General features: G+C 57.2%; 7 protein-coding genes and 1 pseudogene. 3 read left to right on the top strand and 5 right to left on the bottom strand.

Features of this window, described 5'->3' with window-relative positions; all coding sequences use genetic code 11:
- Nucleotides 1-331: 331 nt before the first annotated feature.
- The 3 genes and pseudogenes from K3757_RS05250 to K3757_RS05240 all read right to left on the bottom strand — a co-directional run bounded on the left by K3757_RS05250 (nucleotide 332) and on the right by K3757_RS05240 (nucleotide 2,710).
- Nucleotides 332-769 carry a thermonuclease family protein gene (locus tag K3757_RS05250; RefSeq protein ID WP_259999913.1) on the bottom strand — a complete coding sequence of 146 codons (438 nt, stop codon included), beginning with the start codon at nucleotides 767-769 and terminating at the stop codon, nucleotides 332-334.
- 702 nt (nucleotides 770-1,471) lie between these two features.
- A pseudogene (locus tag K3757_RS05245) lies at nucleotides 1,472-1,615 on the bottom strand (transposase); the annotation flags it as partial.
- A gap of 147 nt (nucleotides 1,616-1,762) precedes the next feature.
- Nucleotides 1,763-2,710, bottom strand: coding sequence for a PleD family two-component system response regulator (locus K3757_RS05240; protein WP_259999912.1), 948 nt, complete (start codon nucleotides 2,708-2,710; stop codon nucleotides 1,763-1,765).
- 965 nt (nucleotides 2,711-3,675) lie between these two features.
- On the opposite strand from K3757_RS05240, the gene K3757_RS05235 reads away from it, so the two are divergent.
- Genes K3757_RS05235 through K3757_RS05225 form a run of 3 tightly spaced genes read left to right on the top strand, consistent with a single transcriptional unit; the run spans nucleotide 3,676 to nucleotide 8,313 of the window.
- Nucleotides 3,676-5,001 carry a TolC family protein gene (locus K3757_RS05235; protein WP_259999911.1) on the top strand — a complete coding sequence of 442 codons (1,326 nt, stop codon included), beginning with the start codon at nucleotides 3,676-3,678 and terminating at the stop codon, nucleotides 4,999-5,001.
- Complete coding sequence (locus K3757_RS05230) at nucleotides 4,998-7,142, top strand: ATP-binding cassette domain-containing protein (protein ID WP_259999910.1); 2,145 nt, start codon at nucleotides 4,998-5,000, stop codon at nucleotides 7,140-7,142. Before K3757_RS05235 ends, K3757_RS05230 begins: the two co-directional genes overlap by 4 nt.
- 1 nt (nucleotide 7,143) lies before the next feature.
- Complete coding sequence (locus tag K3757_RS05225; RefSeq protein WP_259999909.1) at nucleotides 7,144-8,313, top strand: HlyD family efflux transporter periplasmic adaptor subunit; 1,170 nt, start codon at nucleotides 7,144-7,146, stop codon at nucleotides 8,311-8,313.
- Here K3757_RS05225 and K3757_RS05220 read toward each other — a convergent pair.
- Both K3757_RS05220 and K3757_RS05215 read right to left on the bottom strand, forming a co-directional pair.
- Nucleotides 8,310-9,545, bottom strand: a complete 1,236-nt coding sequence (locus K3757_RS05220; protein WP_259999908.1) for a M48 family metallopeptidase — start codon at nucleotides 9,543-9,545, stop codon at nucleotides 8,310-8,312. The two genes, K3757_RS05225 and K3757_RS05220, sit on opposite strands and share 4 nt — an antisense overlap.
- A gap of 209 nt (nucleotides 9,546-9,754) precedes the next feature.
- Nucleotides 9,755-23,107 carry an Ig-like domain-containing protein gene (locus K3757_RS05215; RefSeq protein ID WP_259999907.1) on the bottom strand — a complete coding sequence of 4,451 codons (13,353 nt, stop codon included), beginning with the start codon at nucleotides 23,105-23,107 and terminating at the stop codon, nucleotides 9,755-9,757.
- Nucleotides 23,108-23,235: the final 128 nt, after the last annotated feature.

The raw sequence follows: 23,235 nt of genomic DNA, 5'->3' as shown, positions 1-23,235 counted from the left end.
GGGATGTGTGAGGAAGTTTTACCTATCCGCAAAATGAAATGATGAACTGTCCAGTGGTTGATTTGTCCCACTGAGCAGCGAGTTCAAAGGCAAAATGCTGCGCGATAGACGAATGTCAGGAAGGCGAAAGCTGCGCCGACAACGACGATTAAGCCAATCAAGGCGAAGATCGGGAAAGTCCCGCAGACTTTAAGTTCGCGTACCTGATATTTTGTAGCTGTAGCGAAAGTCCGCTGCGACGGGCCGCACAACAGCGATTGATATTGGCGATGAACGGCAGGTCCGGGCCGAATATGACTGGAAATAATGAACTGCTGCGGTTTCTAAAGGTCTACTTGTTAAAAACCGCCATATGTCCACGCTGCTTGGCTGCCGCCTTCCAGTGCTTCTTCCTTACCCCATCTGGCTCAAAAGGCGCATACTTTCCGCCAGAAAATTTGGGCCAATCGATTGCTAGACCGATCTTGACCATTTCTGCGCTCAGGTCTCGACCGTCTGGAAGGTAGCAAGTCGCGACAACACGGTCGTAAGAAATGTCCGGTTCAAGCTCGGCGGTAATAGTTTGGCCTTTGCACATTTTTACCAATTCCCACTTTGCCTTTTTCCCCCAAGGATGCTCCATTTCTGGTGCATCGATGCCTGCGAGCCGCAATCGAACCTTTCCAATCTGAATTGTGTCTCCATCAATGACATAACACTTTCCAGTTAGCGTAGCAGGTTGATCCTGCTCAATCTCCGGTTCGCTTGCTACCGTTTCAACAACGCGCAAGCTCCTCTTCATCTGCCGTTGAGACGTGTAACCGCGAGCCTGAGAATGGAATCCCTCTGACTCTGAACTACGCGGTACAGATCGAATATGGGTTTTGGATTTGAAACTAAAAATACGTAATAGAAATATAAACATGATGCTGAAATGGCCGATTATTAAATATATATCCGCAAACTTTAAAACTTCTGATTGCAAAAAATCAAGGAACCGTCTGATGCAGCTACTTAAAAACCACCTAGAACAAGTTATTCCCTTCTAAATATTCTTGATATGTTCCGGCCTTTTTCCAGCTTCATCTAGTCAGATTTACTATATAAATCAATATCATGCCTAGTCTTTCAAATCCGTGTACAGGAGTTCGATTCGCCTACTCACCCCCATTTATTTTCAATGATCCACATGAATATGTGACGATTTACGGATCGCCATTTCACCGGGCATTTTACAATTACGTTCTGGTAGTGTTCTTCTCTGCCTTCGCGACAATCACCAAAAATTTCGTTCATTTTGGTGTTACAGGGATGTACGCAAAACACCCCGCTTTTTAGTAGGAATTCTTAGTCGACGATTTCCTGAATCGAGGTGCTCGACATTGAACCTCTGACCTGCCCCCTGAGAGTCCGCTAATTTAAGTCAGCTCTGTTCAGGTTTTGGTCTTCCTTTGACCGGGTAGCATATTCTGCTGGCACAACGTCCAGCGACCATACTGCCATACTTAAACCGCCACTTGTAAAACTTCGCATTGCTGACGCCATGATTGCGGCACAACTCCTTCGCACCAAGCCCCGCCTGATGCTCTTTCACTTTCCCAATAATTTGTTCTTCGCTGAAACGGCTTCTCTTCATTGTCTGTCTCCTTGTTGGAGAACAGCCTTACCCTAAACGCCGGACATTTCTGGGGATCAGGTCGGTTGTTACACCGAACCGCAATTTAGACCGCATTAACAGTGGATGTCTGCAAAAGGCTTTTCGAGTGCATCTACGAAAGAGAAATTACCACGCCAGCTCAGTGAATATGTTGTCCTCTAAGCGCGAGCTTGGCGTGAAAGCCTCTTCGGAAATTGGTGCGAATTCCCGCAATTTGTTACCAATGGACAATCCGGACCAGAACCGTTGATCTGAGACCAATTTAATTTTGCCCTTCGGGGGGCTCAGCATGGCTGTCGCCTTTTGATCCCAAAGCACTGAGAGCTCCTGATCGAAGCGATTGGTCAGCTCTGAAGTATTAATTCGTTTTCGCCCATGAATTATGCCGACAAAACATCCTTTTCCGACATAAGCTATTTTTGCAGTCTCCGCCCCCATCACAGCAGAAAACGCTTGAGCAGAGTGCCTGAGACCCTCAAGAAACAGTGACGGTTCTTTCGGATTGAAAATGTGCCACAATGCGTCGACCTTCAAACTTATGAGCGACATCGCATAACATCCGGGCGGATATCGCAATAGGTGGTTCTCCAGAGTTCGAATGTCATAAACACCTTCTACGCCTATGTTTGGAATGTAATCGAACCTCATGTTCGTGAGTTTGCTCAGCTCTTGTCGGGCATCATTTGCAGTTGCAATGCTTTCGTTAAGCATGCCGGCACTAATGACCCGTGCTCTCAATTCAATTGCATTAAGCGGCTTTGGAAGGAAATCAGTGGCGCCAGCGTCGAATGCACGCTGCATCAGACCGGGTTCACGATTAGCGGTGATCATCAGGATCGGGGTAGCACTATACTGCTTCATCCCACGTAAAACCTGACAAAATTCAATCCCATCGGTGCCAGGCAACATGATGTCCAGCAGGATACAGTCATAAGTTAATTGCGACGCTTTCAGTGACGCAAGCGCGCTCTCCGCCGAGGCGTGACAGTCCAGCACATAATTCTGATCTTCAGGTAGATAGTGGTTAATAGTGTCAAGAATTATTGGGTCATCATCAATCGCCAGTATCCGCATGTATAAACTCACCTTCATTGTGTACCGTTATAGTGAAGTGCGATTCACTAAGAACAACCTATGCGGGCATTCTTGTGGAGCAATTATGTAAAATATGAGGCACCTTAACATGTAGCCTATACCGAAGGCTCAATTTGAGTAGTCGGTTGTTCAACGGTTGTGAGTCGGCGAATGTATGCATGTCACAAAAATATTCGTAGGCCGTTCCTTGACCGAAACAGACATCCGGCGCTGAAATTCCAGAATTTGATATCGCTCTGCCCCACAAGATCCAGACAAGAACTGGTGCATTCATCGAGCAGATGAGCAACGGCATGGCCTAGATCGTTTCTGATGCGGTTTCTAACGCGCAAGCGGCGCACAATCGGCAGATGAATTTGGCGGTGCGGGATTGGTATGCAGCAGGCGTTGAACCGTACCTAAAAATCCGCGATCAGAACCCTCGAATTTTGGCGACCCCAACCATGTCGGTATCTGTTTTGGACGTTCTATCCTCGCCTATCGTTGAAAAGGGACAAACACTGCCGCGCCCTTCTCTTTGTCCTGACCCGGACAGCGTCATTAGGCGATTAGCCCCATTGTCGGGGGTGGCATCGTATTGAATTACTCTGTTTCCGAGTGTCATCAAGGCAATGCAGGTGCGCTTGGATCGCTGCGCAGTGTGTACCCTGATGGCGAGAGCAGGCAAAATAGGCGCTCTCGACGTGTGCGGTCATCGACGTTGAAGCTGTTGTGATTGATGGGCCTGCCACCTAACGTCAGACAGACGTTGGCAGAGCGGACCCGCAGATATAACGCGAACCGAGATACGCGTGGTTTGATCCCGCACAGACCGAAGCAGCCACGATGGGCCGCAAAGTGCCGATAAACTTGAATATAGCAGATTTGCGAGGTATCGAAGAAAGGCAAGGAAACTCTTGCAACGCGCACACTTCGGTCGGAAGCATTTTGTAGGTCAATCAATCGTGAATGTGATAAAATTTATCGGGCCTGCCGTCCTTGGCTTAACACTTTCCGGATGTGCAGGCCAAGCTATCGAGAACGCCGATCCAAAACGCCCATTAGCCGTTGATCGCAATGTTGGCGACGTAAAAATCTCTACCAGACCGCTAAGCGTTGATAACGCGGTTCGGCTGGGCATTTTGAGGTCTACAGAAGTAGTCGCTGCTGAGTTGGATATTCGTCAAAAAGGCAATGATATCACCATTGCGCGCGCGGGGTTCTATCCAGAGCTATATGCCAATCTATCACCAAGCATTGACGAAGACACATTTGCTGTTGCGAATGCGGGCATCCGTTACACCCTGTTTGATTTTGGTGAGCGCGCGGCGAAGCTGAACGGTTCAGTGGCTGCAATCAAGGGATCGCAGTTTGACCTGATCGTAGAGATCGAGGATTCTGTCGAAGAAACGCTGGAAAGCTACATCGCAGTCTCCGTCGAAAATTCAAGAGTCGATTCAGCACATGACTACGTCAGCAGTGTTCGTTCACTTGAGCAGGCCGTTCGCGGCCGAGCGGAAATTGGGTTGGCATCAAGCGTTGATGTGAACGAAGTCGAAACCGCTCTGATCCAGGCCGATACAGCATTGATCGAAGCGCGTTCTGAGCAATCAAATGCTAAAGACGCATTGGCATCCAAACTGGGCGTGATGCCAAAAAGCGTTGTTCCGATCAGTGGCGTGCGCGAAGCCTTATCTACCAAGAAAATACCACTTTCAGAAATTGAATTCATCTCTTTTCCGCGCATCGTATCGCTCCAGACCAAGGTGGAAGAAGCGCAATACGCCCTTGCAGCCGCGTCTGCCGGTATACTTCCGCGCATCGGCGTAAAGCTTGGTGTCGGGATTGATCTACGTAAGGGCGAAGGGATCAATGGAACCGGCTTATCAGCAGGTCCGGAAATTTCCGAAGTGTTCTCTCTTGGGGGCGGCAGGAAAGAGCGCGTTAAGAATGCTGAGATCGATGTATCGATTGCCCAAAGCCGGCGGTCAGAAGAAATTCGTTTGGCCCGCCTTGAAGCTGTGCAATCCGTTACGAGTTTGAATACGAGTGAGCAGCAAGTTCAACAACGCAAAGAGATTTTGCGCCTTAGCATCAAGACACGCGATGTCATGTTGAGTGAGTACGAAGTCGGAACCAGGTCGCTGCGAGATTTATTGGACGCCGAGGAGCGTATCTATGAAGCGCAGGTGGATCTGGATGAGGCGCGTCGAAAGAACCTGATTGCACAGCTGCGCTACGTGATGGCCACAAATCTCGCCTCGAACAAACTTTACCGAGCACCTAAATGACGTCGACTTCCACCTCTGCTGCCAATGCGGGGTCGCTCAATAGTTGGCTGATAGCGGCTGAAACTTTGGCCGCGCACTTCGGCACAAGCTATGATCCTAGAAAAATATCTGATCCCGTGTCACGCCTCATTCAGGAAAACGGTGCGATGTACCTTGCCGCGCCTGCGATTGGCGAAGCCTTTGGCAAAGACACCGTGTTTATTGAGGTCAAAGACCTAAAACGCGCCGCGCGGAATGCGCCTTTGTTGTGCTGGAGCCATGAGAAGTTCCCCTTTGTTATTATCGGGAAAACCATGCGCGGCGACTTTCGGGTCGTGCAAACCAATTCCGAAGGCGTCGCTGAAGAAACCACATTGACGCACAAACGGTTGCGCAAGCTCTTCGCGGGAGGAATCGCATTCGAGGATAAGACACCGCTTGATGTCTGGGATGCGGACACTGCATTTGACAACAAAAAGAACTGGTTCTGGGGTTCCTTGAAACCTCTGAGCAAAAGTTTGCGCTATCTGATTTTGGCAGCGTTGATTGGCAACCTTTTGGCGGTCGCAGCATCACTGTTTGCCTTGCAGGTGTGGGACCGGGTAATCCCTGCACAATCTATCAACTCGCTGACAGTACTGGCGGTTGGCGTGATTATTGCCGTGATTTTCGAGCTGATATTGCGGCTACAGCGGGCGTCTTTGATTGACGACATCGGGCGCGAAGTGGACCTGAAAATTTCCGGCGGTGTGTTCGCGCACATGCTGGACCTGAAAAGCGACGCACGCCCTCAAAGTCTGGGGTCAATGGCTGCACAAATCCGCGAAATCAACCAAATCCGAGAGGCGATTTCTTCTTCCATGCTCAGCGCGGCAATCGATCTGCCATTCCTTTTTATCTACGTGATCGTCATTTACATGATCGGCGGCTACCTTGTTTATCCGATATTGGCCGCGATCCCCGTCGTTTTGTTCATCGGGCTGATTGCTCAATTCCCGTTAGCGCGTTTGGCGAAAGCCGGTTTGGAAGAGGCATCATTGCGCAACGGGCTGATTGTCGAAACCGTTCTGAAATCCGACGAAATCAAGCTCAACCAAGCCGAAAACACAATGCAGTTGCGGTGGGACCGGACCATTGGCGTGGGCAATGATATCAACAACCAACAGCGCAGATGGCGCAATTTCCTTACGAACTCCACTCAATCAATTCAACAGCTTGCGTATATCAGCGTTGTTATCCTTGGGGCTATCAATGTCATTGGCGGCGATCTTACGATGGGACAGGTGATCGCCTGCTCTATTCTGGCGAACCGATCCATCGCACCGCTTGCGCAGGTTTCTGCAGTCATGGGTGCAATACAAGGCAGCATCATCGCCAAACGCAGCATCGACGAAATGATGAAGCGCGACGCGGACACGCCGGGCGCGCAGCACATGCGCCGCGAATTACAAGCGCCGGACATCAGCCTGAAGGGCGTTCGGTACTCTTATAATGAAACTGAACACTTATCCTTGATCATTCCCAAGCTCGATATAAAATACGGAGAGAAGGTCGGGATCGTGGGACGTATCGGATCGGGAAAATCCACGTTATTGCGCCTGTTGTCCGGTCTGGCGGAACCATCAGACGGCACCGCCCTACTCGACAACACAGAAATGTCTTTGACCCATCCTGCTGATTTGCGGCGCGCAATTGGATATCAGGCCCAAGGATCGTCCCTTTTACGCGGGACCATTCGGGACAACCTTTTGATTGCACGACCGTCTGCTACGAATGAAGAAATGATGGCTGCCTGCGATGTAGCGGGTGTGCTGACACTTATCAAAAACAATCCGCGCGGGCTTGACCTCCCCATCAACGAAGCAGGCGCCGGTCTGTCCGGAGGGCAAAAGCAGTCACTGTTGCTGGCGCGGGCGATCCTGCGGGACCCAGCCATTCTGCTGCTGGATGAACCCACAGCCTCAATGGATGACCAGACAGAGGCCACTTTTATTGCTTCATTGAAGGAATGGGCCTCCAGTCGGACAGTCGTGATCGCTACGCATCGCCTTAAACCGCTTGAGATGTGTGACAGGTTGGTCGTGATCAACGAAGGACGGATCGTCCTGGACGGTCCGAAGCAGGAAATTCTTGATCAGCTCAACAAGCCGAGGACCGCTTAGAATGGCCAGTTCAGCAGAATTCAAAAAAGTCGCTGGCCGCGGCCAAAAGCGTATTATTGTGACGATTACCGTGGTGGTGATAGCATTTTTGCTTTGGGCCTCAGGGTCGACATTGGACGAGGTCGCGATTGGTTCCGGTCGCGTGATCCCCTCTTCACAGAAACAGCTGGTACAAAGCGTGCAAGGGGGCCGCGTTGTGCAATTGTTGGTGGCCGAAGGCGATGTTGTTGCCGAAGGTCAGCTGCTGGCCGTTCTTGACACCACCCGCATTGAGGCGGAACGCGAAGAAATTCAGGCGGGCCTCAATGATGCAAGAGCGCAGCAGCAGCTTCTGACCACCTTGCTGCAGGACAAAAGCACCCTATCGCTGTCAGAAGACTTACGCCAAGAAGAAGATCTTGTTCGGCAAAAGACAGCCCTGTTCAATGAGATGCGTTTTTCACATACCCAGAACGTGAGCGACCTTGAAGGCGAACGCGCTTTGCTTCTTCAGGAGCAAGAGATTTTCCAGCGGGCATCTGCATTGGGCGGAAGTACCGAGATCGAGCGGCTGCGCCTTCAGCAAAAGATCGCGTCGATTGAGACAGATTTGAACAATCTGCGCCAGTCTTACAAAAGCGACTTACAAATCCAGTTGGACGAAGTGAACCGTACGGCGATCCAGTTGAATATCAGGCTGGCCGCTCAACGTGAGCTGCTTGTTGGCAACGAACTGCGGTCCCCACGACGCGGTGTGGTGCAAGAAATTCTGGTCAGTACCGCGGGCGGTGGCGTATTGCCTCCTAACGGGACGGTGATGGAGATTGTCCCGATAGAAGATCGCCTGTTGATCGAAGCCCGCTTCAGCCCGCGGGACATCGCCTTTATCGCGCCGGATCAAATCGCGCGGATAAAAGTCACTGCCTATGATTTTTCAATCTACGGGGATTTGGAAGCAAGGGTTCTGCGCGTTTCACCGGATTCATTTCAGGATGAACTGCAAAAAGGTGAATACTATTTCGCCGTCACGCTTGAATCGGAGCGTACTTTCTTCACAACGCCCGACGGAAAAGAGCTTTCGATCATTCCCGGCATGACTACTTCGACCGAAATCCTGACAGGAAGCCGGACGGTTCTGCAATATTTGCTCAAACCATTGAACAAAGCGGCCGAGGCATTGCGAGAGCGTTAAGGCGTGCCTTCTAACGTGATCGACATCTCGCCCGTTTGCAGCATCTTCCCATAGCGCGCCGGAATGTTTGCTGTCACCTTTCCACCCTGTACCTTGCCTTGATAGCGGCAAATCACATGTGCTGTCTGCGGACGGCGATCGGTCAGCACCCAGTTCAAATCAGTACCGTCAGGATGTTCAGATGTGATAGCCATAACCATCGCCCCTTCAGCAAAACCCACGTGGAAACCATCGGGGCGCTCCCCATCGGGAAATGGTTTGGCATCCAAGAATCCAAAGACGGAATCGTGCTGCGTGAGGCTATTTCTCGCGTATGGCCACACGTAGGATCGCAGGAAATATTGATCTGCAAAGTGCGAGTCTTCCACCGGCTTTCTTAGAAAATCAGTGACCATATCGGCCATCAATGGCAGCGCACCCTTTTTCACCCCCCACAACCCTGCCAGCAACAGTTCTGTATGTGTGCCAATATCGCGCATCGCATGAAAACCTGTTTCGTCGTTGATCCACTCTTTTACCGCAGCGGCTTCCCGCTGGGAGATCACAGAGTCTGCATCGCGAAAAATAACGCGGCGCACGTCAGGATCATCATAGGCTGCAAAACGCCACATAGGCCCTGGCCAAGCCGCAACATCCTGCGCAACCTCACAGACTTCGCCACCGGCTGATCTGATCCGCTTGATCACAGTAGCAGGGACGGTGTCATCGACGTAAAAACGGCACACCCAGTCAGGGTATAGCCTGGGTTGTTCGATACAATTCAGGATTGCCGTCTCGCAATATTTCGAGTTTCCGCCGAACAACGAAAAAGCGATGACATCCTTTTGCGCTTCTTGGGCCAGTTCCGCCAATGGCAGATCAACGGGCTTATCTCGCGGGACCAATCCGTCCCGCAGCTCCAACGCCTTTCGCCCAACGATCGCAGCTTTTTCCCATTGCTTTAACGCTCCGTGTGCGTGTGCTGCCGCATCAGCAGCGCTCAAATTCGATGGGTCCAACGCCAATGCCTTTTCAGCGTAGACAATCGCGTCAGCCCACTTTCCCAAGTAAATCGAGGCAACCGCAGCGTCTGAAAAGATGTTCGGATGCGCAACGCCACGCCTGATTAACGCAACAACAACATTAAGCGCCTGATCAAACCGCCCTGCCCTATAGTGAGCCAGATACCGTGCCTTGGCCGCCTCCATATCCGGAGCTGCCTTTTTCACGCGCTTGGATTTTTTCTTCGCCATTCAAACATCCTTGGACATACCAGAGTGCCATGACAGCGGTTAGCTTTATGACGCAAAAGCAACCTGACCCAGTCAACCTGCGATGACAAGGAAAACGCGTCATGGACGGCCTCATGCACCGATGTTCCAGTACAATTCGCTCCAATAAAAAACGAAAAAGGGCGCGTTACTTATCCACAACGCGCCCTCTCACTCAAGCCTATGAGAGCTTAGCTTTCGATCACGCTGACTTCTGTGTCGATGATCAGAGTGGTGTCATTCAACCCGACATATACGTCATAAACCTCACCCTCGATGGAGCGCTGGTTATCTGTTGCCGTGTATTCGCCAGTCGTCAGGTTAACCGTGTCAAAGGCATCACCACTGATGATCAATTCACCACCTGAAGCAACGGCAAGAACATCGGCAGCCGTCAGAGTAACATCCTGTGCGTTCACGCCGTCATCCATATCAATATAGACAAGACCGCTACCCGATACATTCCCAAGATCAAGGTTCAGACCGTCATCGCTCAGGATTATGTATGGATCTGCCAGCGTTACGGCACCCACTTCGCTTGCATCCAGATCAACCTCGGTGCGATCTGTTTCTCCGTCGCCGTCGCTGTCTTCGGTCAGATAATCCGCCAGGCCGGTACCGCTGGTGTTGGTCGTGCCCTCATAGGCATCCCAGATACCATCGTCGTCAGAGTCGATATCAACAGAGTTCAGAATGCCGTCACTGTCGATATCATCCTGTGCTGGTGTACCGGATAGTTCGACTGCATCACTGATACCGTCAGCATCGTCATCTTCATCAAACGTGTCGCCGAACCCGTCACCATCGGTATCTATTACCGCGGTTGTTAGCCCAATCCCACTCGTTCCTGCTCCATCAGTTTGGGTTGCAAACAACGTGGCGCCATCTGCGATTGCCGCAGCTGTCACAATCGACCATGTCCCATCGGCAAGAACAGTTGCACTTCCGATAGCTCCTGTTGCGAAATCTGAAAGCGCAATAACAGCTCCGGCCTCACCAGTCCCGGAAACATAATTTGCTTGATCACGGACCGACGCATTGATCTTGGGAGGAAGTGGACCCGCAAGGTTGATGTTTTCGATTTGCGAATAGTTGATCGTGACAGAACCTCCGGCAGCGTTATCGAAGGTCACAGTCCCTGACTCCGCACCACTTGCGGTGACAACAACATTGTCCAAGCCCCGAAGGTCGAGAACATCACCAAAGCCACCATTGCTGGGATCACCAAGGTCTTCGCCCGTTTCACCACCGGTGATGGTAATGGTACCCGTACCCGCAAGTGTGCCATCCACACTGAATACATCGTCGCCGCTACCACCCAAAGCTATGTCACCGGCACCAACGATCAGGTCATCGTCACCTGCCCCACCATCAAGGCTGTCAGCATCTTCACCACCGACAAGCGTATCACTACCGGCACGCCCCTCAATGGTGTCTTCACCATCGCCCCCATCAAGATAGTCATTACCGGTGCCTGAGTCTTGGAAAACCATGGCAAGACGCTGCGCTGCCAAGTTACCATCAACGACCACATCAAGCAAAGTAAACGAAAGGATTGGCTTGCTCATCAACAAGGCAGAATCCGCATTCACTGAGAACTCCGGAGCAAAATAGACCTCTCCATCAACAGTCTGAATGATAACGGCTGTGAAAGTCCCTGATGTGCCATCTTCGAACGTAACAATTGCATTATAAACGGTAAGCGCATCCAACGTTTTGCTCACGCCGCCAATAATCATCTGTTCATTCGCAGAGTTGGTATTTTGAGGGCTGGTAAGACCAGATACAAAGCCCGCGTTGTTATCAATTTGACCGTCACCATCCGCATCGTTCGTCATCGCGAGCAAAACCCGTTTGCTTAGCGGACTATTCGCAGTCCCATAGGTCTGCCCCGAAGGATTGGAAGCATTCGTACCGAGGCTGGTGTTGTTTTCATTTACGATATTGCCCTCTATCGGGTCAATATCCGCAAAATTACCAAGCGAGATAACATTGTAGTTCGCGGACTGTACGACACTCGGCACGGGCGCTGCGTCGTTGTCACCAACGATAAAGTCGTTCCCGATACCGCCGTAAACAGTATCATCGCCCTGACCCGCATTAACGGTATCGTCACCGCCGTTGGCATTTATGACATCGTTCAGGCCGTCTGTTCCGTCGATTTGATCACCTTGGACATCTGTGTAGCCAGCGCCCATCACTTCGGCAGTATCAAGCCCGTCAACAACGCCATTCGGTACCGCGTCATATGCTTCGGAGACAGTGCCAGATGAAACACCGTTAATGTCTGTCGCAACTGCGGTCGCATTGCCATCCGGCTCAACTCCGGTTGAGGTTGCCTCATAGGCGCCGGTTCCGTCCGCTGTCACAGTGACCGTCTCACCCGACGGCATTGTAACCAGGACCGATGCGCCGGGTTCTGTCTGCCCCGTCACAGTCAGCGTACCGTCAGGGTTTGCCCCGTCAGCAGCAGAGATGGTGATTGCCGGCGCTGTCGCATCAACAAACGGTGCGACAGCCGTCGCTTCATTGCCGTTATTGTCGGACACTTTAGCCGTCACATTGCCGTTAGCCACCGGCCCAGCAACGATTGCAGTATAGCTACCACCTGCTTGAACCACCGCTGTCGCAGAAGACCCGTCGTCAAACGTAACAGTCACAATTGAGCCGACAGGCGCAGTCGTCGTGCCAGGAACAGTCACATTTCCTGTGTCATCTGATGTAAGTGTGCCAATAGTCAGCGTGGGCGGCGTCACGTCGTTGATCGCCCCTGTTGCCGTCACCGCGGCATTGCCGTTGTTGTCGGACACATCTGTGGTGATCGCCTGATTGTCCACCGGACCCGCCAGCGTGAAGCTGTAGCTGCCATCCGCCGCTGAGGTCGTCGTGACCGTCGAGCCGTCCGCCAGCGTCAGCGTCACAACCTCGTTCGGCGCCGTTGAGCTGCCGGAGATCACAACCGTGCCGTCCGTTGCCGTGCTGTCCACCGTATCAATGCTGATCACCGGCGGCGTCACGTCGTTGATCGCCCCTGTTGCCGTCACCGCGGCATTGCCGTTGTTGTCGGACACATCCGTGGTGATCGCCTGGTTGTCCACCGGACCCGCCAGCGTGAAGCTGTAGCTGCCGTCCGCCGCTGAGGTCGTCGTCACCGTCGAGCCGTCCGCAAGCGTCAGCGTCACAACCTCGTTCGGCGCCGTTGAGCTGCCGGAGATCACAACCGTGCCGTCCGTTGCCGTGCTGTCCACCGTATCAATGCTGATCACCGGCGGCGTCACGTCGTTGATCGCCCCTGTTGCCGTCACCGCGGCATTGCCGTTGTTGTCGGACACATCCGTGGTGATCGCCTGGTTGTCCACCGGACCCGCCAGCGTGAAGCTGTAGCTGCCATCCGCCGCTGAGGTCGTCGTGACCGTCGAGCCGTCCGCAAGCGTCAGCGTCACAACCTCGTTCGGCGCCGTCGAGCTGCCGGAGATCACAACCGTGCCGTCCGTTGCCGTGCTGTCCACCGTATCAATGCTGATCACCGGCGGCGTCACGTCGTTGATCGCCCCTGTTGCCGTCACCGCGGCATTGCCGTTGTTGTCGGACACATCTGTGGTGATCGCCTGATTGTCCACCGGACCCGCCAGCGTGAAGCTGTAGCTGCCATCCGCCGCTGAGGTCGTCGTGACCGTCGAGCCGTCCGCCAGCGTCAGCGTCACAACCTCGTTCGGCGCCGTTGAGCTGCCGGAGATCACAACCGTGCCGTCCGTTGCCGTGCTGTCCACCGTATCAATGCTGATCACCGGCGGCGTCACGTCGTTGATCGCCCCTGTTGCCGTCACCGCGGCATTGCCGTTGTTGTCGGACACATCTGTGGTGATCGCCTGATTGTCCACCGGACCCGCCAGCGTGAAGCTGTAGCTGCCATCCGCCGCTGAGGTCGTCGTGACCGTCGAGCCGTCCGCCAGCGTCAGCGTCACAACCTCGTTCGGCGCCGTTGAGCTGCCGGAGATCACAACCGTGCCGTCCGTTGCCGTGCTGTCCACCGTATCGATGCTGATCACCGGCGGCGTCACATCGTTGATCGCCCCTGTTGCCGTCACCGCGGCATTGCCGTTGTTGTCGGACACATCCGTGGTGATCGCCTGGTTGTCCACCGGACCCGCCAGCGTGAAGCTGTAGCTGCCGTCCGCCGCTGAGGTCGTCGTGACCGTCGAGCCGTCCGCAAGCGTCAGCGTCACAACCTCGTTCGGTGCCGTCGAGCTGCCGGAGATCACAACCGTGCCATCCGTCGCCGTGCTGTCCACCGTATCAATGCTGATCACCGGCGGCGTCACGTCGTTGATCGCCCCTGTTGCCGTCACCGCGGCATTGCCGTTGTTGTCGGACACATCCGTGGTGATCGCCTGGTTGTCCACCGGACCCGCCAGCGTGAAGCTGTAGCTGCCGTCCGCCGCTGAGGTCGTCGTGACCGTCGAGCCGTCCGCCAGCGTCAGCGTCACAACCTCGTTCGGCGCCGTCGAGCTGCCGGAGATCACAACCGTGCCGTCCGTTGCCGTGCTGTCCACCGTATCAATGCTGATCACCGGCGGCGTCACGTCGTTGATCGCCCCTGTTGCCGTCACCGCGGCATTGCCGTTGTTGTCGGACACATCCGTGGTGATCGCCTGGTTGTCCACCGGACCCGCCAGCGTGAAGCTGTAGCTGCCGTCCGCCGCTGAGGTCGTCGTGACCGTCGAGCCGTCCGCCAGCGTCAGCGTCACAACCTCGTTCGGCGCCGTCGAGCTGCCGGAGATCACAACCGTGCCGTCCGTTGCCGTGCTGTCCACCGTATCAATGCTGATCACCGGCGGCGTCACGTCGTTGATCGCCCCTGTTGCCGTCACCGCGGCATTGCCGTTGTTGTCGGACACATCCGTGGTGATCGCCTGGTTGTCCACCGGACCCGCCAGCGTGAAGCTGTAGCTGCCGTCCGCCGCTGAGGTCGTCGTGACCGTCGAGCCGTCCGCCAGCGTCAGCGTCACAACCTCGTTCGGCGCCGTCGAGCTGCCGGAGATCACAACCGTGCCGTCCGTTGCCGTGCTGTCCACCGTATCAATGCTGATCACCGGCGGCGTCACGTCGTTGATCGCCCCTGTTGCCGTCACCGCGGCATTGCCGTTGTTGTCGGACACATCCGTGGTGATCGCCTGGTTGTCCACCGGACCCGCCAGCGTGAAGCTGTAGCTGCCGTCCGCCGCTGAGGTCGTCGTGACCGTCGAGCCGTCCGCCAGCGTCAGCGTCACAACCTCGTTCGGCGCCGTCGAGCTGCCGGAGATCACAACCGTGCCGTCCGTTGCCGTGCTGTCCACCGTATCAATGCTGATCACCGGCGGCGTCACGTCGTTGATCGCCCCTGTTGCCGTCACCGCGGCATTGCCGTTGTTGTCGGACACATCCGTGGTGATCGCCTGGTTGTCCACCGGACCCGCCAGCGTGAAGCTGTAGCTGCCATCCGCCGCTGAGGTCGTCGTGACCGTCGAGCCGTCCGCAAGCGTCAGCGTCACAACCTCGTTCGGTGCCGTCGAGCTGCCGGAGATCACAACCGTGCCATCCGTCGCCGTGCTGTCCACCGTATCAATGCTGATCACCGGCGGCGTCACGTCGTTGATCGCCCCTGTTGCCGTCACCGCGGCATTGCCGTTGTTGTCGGACACATCCGTGGTGATCGCCTGGTTGTCCACCGGACCCGCCAGCGTGAAGCTGTAGCTGCCGTCCGCCGCTGAGGTCGTCGTGACCGTCGAGCCGTCCGCCAGCGTCAGCGTCACAACCTCGTTCGGCGCCGTCGAGCTGCCGGAGATCACAACCGTGCCGTCCGTTGCCGTGCTGTCCACCGTATCAATGCTGATCACCGGCGGCGTCACGTCGTTGATCGCCCCTGTTGCCGTCACCGCGGCATTGCCGTTGTTGTCGGACACATCCGTGGTGATCGCCTGGTTGTCCACCGGACCCGCCAGCGTGAAGCTGTAGCTGCCGTCCGCCGCTGAGGTCGTCGTGACCGTCGAGCCGTCCGCCAGCGTCAGCGTCACAACCTCGTTCGGCGCCGTCGAGCTGCCGGAGATCACAACCGTGCCGTCCGTTGCCGTGCTGTCCACCGTATCAATGCTGATCACCGGCGGCGTCACGTCGTTGATCGCCCCTGTTGCCGTCACCGCGGCATTGCCGTTGTTGTCGGACACATCCGTGGTGATCGCCTGGTTGTCCACCGGACCCGCCAGCGTGAAGCTGTAGCTGCCGTCCGCCGCTGAGGTCGTCGTGACCGTCGAGCCGTCCGCCAGCGTCAGCGTCACAACCTCGTTCGGCGCCGTCGAGCTGCCGGAGATCACAACCGTGCCGTCCGTTGCCGTGCTGTCCACCGTATCAATGCTGATCACCGGCGGCGTCACGTCGTTGATCGCCCCTGTTGCCGTCACCGCGGCATTGCCGTTGTTGTCGGACACATCCGTGGTGATCGCCTGGTTGTCCACCGGACCCGCCAGCGTGAAGCTGTAGCTGCCGTCCGCCGCTGAGGTCGTCGTCACCGTCGAGCCGTCCGCAAGCGTCAGCGTCACAACCTCGTTCGGCGCCGTTGAGCTGCCGGAGATCACAACCGTGCCGTCCGTTGCCGTGCTGTCCACCGTATCAATGCTGATCACCGGCGGCGTCACGTCGTTGATCGCCCCTGTTGCCGTCACCGCGGCATTGCCGTTGTTGTCGGACACATCCGTGGTGATCGCCTGGTTGTCCACCGGACCCGCCAGCGTGAAGCTGTAGCTGCCATCCGCCGCTGAGGTCGTCGTGACCGTCGAGCCGTCCGCCAGCGTCAGCGTCACAACCTCGTTCGGCGCCGTTGAGCTGCCGGAGATCACAACCGTGCCGTCCGTTGCCGTGCTGTCCACCGTATCAATGCTGATCACCGGCGGCGTCACGTCGTTGATCGCCCCTGTTGCCGTCACCGCGGCATTGCCGTTGTTGTCGGACACATCCGTGGTGATCGCCTGGTTGTCCACCGGACCCGCCAGCGTGAAGCTGTAGCTGCCATCCGCCGCTGAGGTCGTCGTGACCGTCGAGCCGTCCGCAAGCGTCAGCGTCACAACCTCGTTCGGCGCCGTCGAGCTGCCGGAGATCACAACCGTGCCGTCCGTTGCCGTGCTGTCCACCGTATCAATGCTGATCACCGGCGGCGTCACGTCGTTGATCGCCCCTGTTGCCGTCACCGCGGCATTGCCGTTGTTGTCGGACACATCTGTGGTGATCGCCTGATTGTCCACCGGACCCGCCAGCGTGAAGCTGTAGCTGCCATCCGCCGCTGAGGTCGTCGTGACCGTCGAGCCGTCCGCCAGCGTCAGCGTCACAACCTCGTTCGGCGCCGTTGAGCTGCCGGAGATCACAACCGTGCCGTCCGTTGCCGTGCTGTCCACCGTATCGATGCTGATCACCGGCGGCGTCACATCGTTGATCGCCCCTGTTGCCGGCACCGCGGCATTGCCGTTGTTGTCGGACACATCCGTGGTGATCGCCTGATTGTCCACCGGACCCGCCAGCGTGAAGCTGTAGCTGCCGTCCGCCGCTGAGGTCGTCGTGACCGTCGAGCCGTCCGCAAGCGTCAGCGTCACAACCTCGTTCGGCGCCGTCGAGCTGCCGGAGATCACAACCGTGCCGTCCGTTGCCGTGCTGTCCACCGTATCAATGCTGATCACCGGCGGCGTCACGTCGTTGATCGCCCCTGTTGCCGTCACCGCGGCATTGCCGTTGTTGTCGGACACATCCGTGGTGATCGCCTGGTTGTCCACCGGACCCGCCAGCGTGAAGCTGTAGCTGCCGTCCGCCGCTGAGGTCGTCGTGACCGTCGAGCCGTCCGCCAGCGTCAGCGTCACAACCTCGTTCGGCGCCGTCGAGCTGCCGGAGATCACAACCGTGCCGTCCGTTGCCGTGCTGTCCACCGTATCAATGCTGATCACCGGCGGCGTCACGTCGTTGATCGCCCCTGTTGCCGTCACCGCGGCATTGCCGTTGTTGTCGGACACATCCGTGGTGATCGCCTGGTTGTCCACCGGACCCGCCAGCGTGAAGCTGTAGCTGCCATCCGCCGCTGAGGTCGTCGTGACCGTCGAGCCGTCCGCAAGCGTCAGCGTCACAACCTCGTTCGGTGCCGTCGAGCTGCCGGAGATCACAACCGTGCCATCCGTCGCCGTGCTGTCCACCGTATCAATGCTGATCACCGGCGGCGTCACGTCGTTGATCGCCCCTGTTGCCGTCACCGCGGCATTGCCGTTGTTGTCGGACACATCCGTGGTGATCGCCTGGTTGTCCACCGGACCCGCCAGCGTGAAGCTGTAGCTGCCGTCCGCCGCTGAGGTCGTCGTGACCGTCGAGCCGTCCGCCAGCGTCAGCGTCACAACCTCGTTCGGCGCCGTCGAGCTGCCGGAGATCACAACCGTGCCGTCCGTTGCCGTGCTGTCCACCGTATCAATGCTGATCACCGGCGGCGTCACGTCGTTGATCGCCCCTGTTGCCGTCACCGCGGCATTGCCGTTGTTGTCGGACACATCCGTGGTGATCGCCTGGTTGTCCACCGGACCCGCCAGCGTGAAGCTGTAGCTGCCGTCCGCCGCTGAGGTCGTCGTGACCGTCGAGCCGTCCGCCAGCGTCAGCGTCACAACCTCGTTCGGCGCCGTCGAGCTGCCGGAGATCACAACCGTGCCGTCCGTTGCCGTGCTGTCCACCGTATCAATGCTGATCACCGGCGGCGTCACGTCGTTGATCGCCCCTGTTGCCGTCACCGCGGCATTGCCGTTGTTGTCGGACACATCCGTGGTGATCGCCTGGTTGTCCACCGGACCCGCCAGCGTGAAGCTGTAGCTGCCGTCCGCCGCTGAGGTCGTCGTGACCGTCGAGCCGTCCGCCAGCGTCAGCGTCACAACCTCGTTCGGCGCCGTCGAGCTGCCGGAGATCACAACCGTGCCGTCCGTTGCCGTGCTGTCCACCGTATCAATGCTGATCACCGGCGGCGTCACGTCGTTGATCGCCCCTGTTGCCGTCACCGCGGCATTGCCGTTGTTGTCGGACACATCCGTGGTGATCGCCTGGTTGTCCACCGGACCCGCCAGCGTGAAGCTGTAGCTGCCGTCCGCCGCTGAGGTCGTCGTCACCGTCGAGCCGTCCGCAAGCGTCAGCGTCACAACCTCGTTCGGCGCCGTTGAGCTGCCGGAGATCACAACCGTGCCGTCCGTTGCCGTGCTGTCCACCGTATCAATGCTGATCACCGGCGGCGTCACGTCGTTGATCGCCCCTGTTGCCGTCACCGCGGCATTGCCGTTGTTGTCGGACACATCCGTGGTGATCGCCTGGTTGTCCACCGGACCCGCCAGCGTGAAGCTGTAGCTGCCATCCGCCGCTGAGGTCGTCGTGACCGTCGAGCCGTCCGCAAGCGTCAGCGTCACAACCTCGTTCGGCGCCGTCGAGCTGCCGGAGATCACAACCGTGCCGTCCGTTGCCGTGCTGTCCACCGTATCAATGCTGATCACCGGCGGCGTCACGTCGTTGATCGCCCCTGTTGCCGTCACCGCGGCATTGCCGTTGTTGTCGGACACATCTGTGGTGATCGCCTGATTGTCCACCGGACCCGCCAGCGTGAAGCTGTAGCTGCCATCCGCCGCTGAGGTCGTCGTGACCGTCGAGCCGTCCGCCAGCGTCAGCGTCACAACCTCGTTCGGCGCCGTTGAGCTGCCGGAGATCACAACCGTGCCGTCCGTTGCCGTGCTGTCCACCGTATCAATGCTGATCACCGGCGGCGTCACGTCGTTGATCGCCCCTGTTGCCGTCACCGCGGCATTGCCGTTGTTGTCGGACACATCCGTGGTGATCGCCTGGTTGTCCACCGGACCCGCCAGCGTGAAGCTGTAGCTGCCATCCGCCGCTGAGGTCGTCGTGACCGTCGAGCCGTCCGCAAGCGTCAGCGTCACAACCTCGTTCGGCGCCGTCGAGCTGCCGGAGATCACAACCGTGCCGTCCGTTGCCGTGCTGTCCACCGTATCAATGCTGATCACCGGCGGCGTCACGTCGTTGATCGCCCCTGTTGCCGTCACCGCGGCATTGCCGTTGTTGTCGGACACATCTGTGGTGATCGCCTGATTGTCCACCGGACCCGCCAGCGTGAAGCTGTAGCTGCCATCCGCCGCTGAGGTCGTCGTGACCGTCGAGCCGTCCGCCAGCGTCAGCGTCACAACCTCGTTCGGCGCCGTTGAGCTGCCGGAGATCACAACCGTGCCGTCCGTTGCCGTGCTGTCCACCGTATCGATGCTGATCACCGGCGGCGTCACATCGTTGATCGCCCCTGTTGCCGTCACCGCGGCATTGCCGTTGTTGTCGGACACATCCGTGGTGATCGCCTGGTTGTCCACCGGACCCGCCAGCGTGAAGCTGTAGCTGCCGTCCGCCGCTGAGGTCGTCGTGACCGTCGAGCCGTCCGCAAGCGTCAGCGTCACAACCTCGTTCGGTGCCGTCGAGCTGCCGGAGATCACAACCGTGCCATCCGTCGCCGTGCTGTCCACCGTATCAATGCTGATCACCGGCGGCGTCACGTCGTTGATCGCCCCTGTTGCCGTCACCGCGGCATTGCCGTTGTTGTCGGACACATCCGTGGTGATCGCCTGGTTGTCCACCGGACCCGCCAGCGTGAAGCTGTAGCTGCCGTCCGCCGCTGAGGTCGTCGTGACCGTCGAGCCGTCCGCCAGCGTCAGCGTCACAACCTCGTTCGGCGCCGTCGAGCTGCCGGAGATCACAACCGTGCCGTCCGTTGCCGTGCTGTCCACCGTATCAATGCTGATCACCGGCGGCGTCACGTCGTTGATCGCCCCTGTTGCCGTCACCGCGGCATTGCCGTTGTTGTCGGACACATCCGTGGTGATCGCCTGGTTGTCCACCGGACCCGCCAGCGTGAAGCTGTAGCTGCCGTCCGCCGCTGAGGTCGTCGTGACCGTCGAGCCGTCCGCCAGCGTCAGCGTCACAACCTCGTTCGGCGCCGTCGAGCTGCCGGAGATCACAACCGTGCCGTCCGTTGCCGTGCTGTCCACCGTATCAATGCTGATCACCGGCGGCGTCACGTCGTTGATCGCCCCTGTTGCCGTCACCGCGGCATTGCCGTTGTTGTCGGACACATCCGTGGTGATCGCCTGGTTGTCCACCGGACCCGCCAGCGTGAAGCTGTAGCTGCCATCCGCCGCTGAGGTCGTCGTGACCGTCGAGCCGTCCGCAAGCGTCAGCGTCACAACCTCGTTCGGTGCCGTCGAGCTGCCGGAGATCACAACCGTGCCATCCGTCGCCGTGCTGTCCACCGTATCAATGCTGATCACCGGCGGCGTCACGTCGTTGATCGCCCCTGTTGCCGTCACCGCGGCATTGCCGTTGTTGTCGGACACATCCGTGGTGATCGCCTGGTTGTCCACCGGACCCGCCAGCGTGAAGCTGTAGCTGCCGTCCGCCGCTGAGGTCGTCGTGACCGTCGAGCCGTCCGCCAGCGTCAGCGTCACAACCTCGTTCGGCGCCGTCGAGCTGCCGGAGATCACAACCGTGCCGTCCGTTGCCGTGCTGTCCACCGTATCAATGCTGATCACCGGCGGCGTCACGTCGTTGATCGCCCCTGTTGCCGTCACCGCGGCATTGCCGTTGTTGTCGGACACATCCGTGGTGATCGCCTGGTTGTCCACCGGACCCGCCAGCGTGAAGCTGTAGCTGCCGTCCGCCGCTGAGGTCGTCGTGACCGTCGAGCCGTCCGCCAGCGTCAGCGTCACAACCTCGTTCGGCGCCGTCGAGCTGCCGGAGATCACAACCGTGCCGTCCGTTGCCGTGCTGTCCACCGTATCAATGCTGATCACCGGCGGCGTCACGTCGTTGATCGCCCCTGTTGCCGTCACCGCGGCATTGCCGTTGTTGTCGGACACATCCGTGGTGATCGCCTGGTTGTCCACCGGACCCGCCAGCGTGAAGCTGTAGCTGCCGTCCGCCGCTGAGGTCGTCGTGACCGTCGAGCCGTCCGCCAGCGTCAGCGTCACAACCTCGTTCGGCGCCGTCGAGCTGCCGGAGATCACAACCGTGCCGTCCGTTGCCGTGCTGTCCACCGTATCAATGCTGATCACCGGCGGCGTCACGTCGTTGATCGCCCCTGTTGCCGTCACCGCGGCATTGCCGTTGTTGTCGGACACATCCGTGGTGATCGCCTGGTTGTCCACCGGACCCGCCAGCGTGAAGCTGTAGCTGCCATCCGCCGCTGAGGTCGTCGTGACCGTCGAGCCGTCCGCCAGCGTCAGCGTCACAACCTCGTTCGGCGCCGTCGAGCTGCCGGAGATCACAACCGTGCCGTCCGTTGCCGTGCTGTCCACCGTATCGATGCTGATCACCGGCGGCGTCACGTCGTTGATCGCCCCTGTTGCCGTACCTTCATTGCCGCTCTCATCAGTCACGACAACAGTTACATCTTGGTCGTCTACCGGGCCTTCGAAAGTCACAGAGTAATTGCCATTGGCATCTGTTGTCGTAGCGACAGATGTACCGTCTACCAAGGTTACAACTACGGGTGCATTTGGCTCATCAGATGTGCCCGAAACGACCACATCACCATCAATCGTAGTGGAATTAATGCTGGAAATATCGACGACCGGAGGAACGTCGTCCTGATACAATCCCTCTGCAGGTCCGCTCGCTTCTGTACCGCCTTCTTCGATTTGGGTAGCTGTTACAATACCATCAACCGGCTGTGGAGTTGTAGAAGTGGCTGTATATTCACCTGCCCCATCTGCAGTAACGATGACGGTCTCACCTGTTGGAAAGGTAACTGTAACCTCAGCATTCGCTGAAGCCATACCAATGACCGTAACAGTACCATCACCGGCCGGCAAAACAGTATCAATGGTCGGCGGCAGTAGTGGGCCATCAACAAAATCGTCCACACCGGGACCGCTCGACTGGGTGCCACCTTCCAAAACCTGTGTTGCAGTAACTGTGCCATCTGGCTGGGTTTCAGTCGACGTAGCAGCGTAGTTCCCTTCAAAATCGGCAACCACAACGACCGTTTCACCGGATGGAAATGTGACCGTAACAGTCGAACGAATACCCGCGGTGCCCACAACAGAAACAGTGCCGTCCGGATTTTCCTCGGCAACCTCAACCGTCGGTGCAGGAATAGGATCAGCCCCCCCTCCACCACCAGAAGCGCCCCCAAGGGCTAAAGCAGACAGTCCCAAACCACCGAGCAGCGCCGCCAGCGGGAAACCGGCACAATCATCGAAATCAATCGGAGGCAAATCACCAGCCTGCAGGAAATAGCCCTCCAGACGGATTATTTCACCGTTGGTCAGCTTAATAACAAGATCATTTCCGTCACGATCACCAGCGACGACCCGATCAAGATCCAGGCAAATATGGACAAACTCAATAGCCGCGGAAACCGAGTAAGTTGCAGACTGATCGCTTTCAACATGGAGGATCTGGGCCTCTGTCAAACCTGCTGGCTTCTCACCGATAGCGTACCAAGTATTTTCCATTTACTGCTCCATTCGTTAATTTATACGTTCCACCGCGCTAAGAACGCATGATCGCCAGTCGTTACACCCAGTACATGCTCATACAACGTTCCGAAAAAGCACATTCGGATAGGTTTACTGATCTTTCG

Origin of the sequence: Sulfitobacter sp. S223 (assembly GCF_025143825.1) — a bacterium.
Lineage (GTDB): Bacteria > Pseudomonadota > Alphaproteobacteria > Rhodobacterales > Rhodobacteraceae > Sulfitobacter.
Note: the sequence above shows the minus strand (reverse complement) of the source record. Positions and strands in the feature narration are given on the sequence as shown.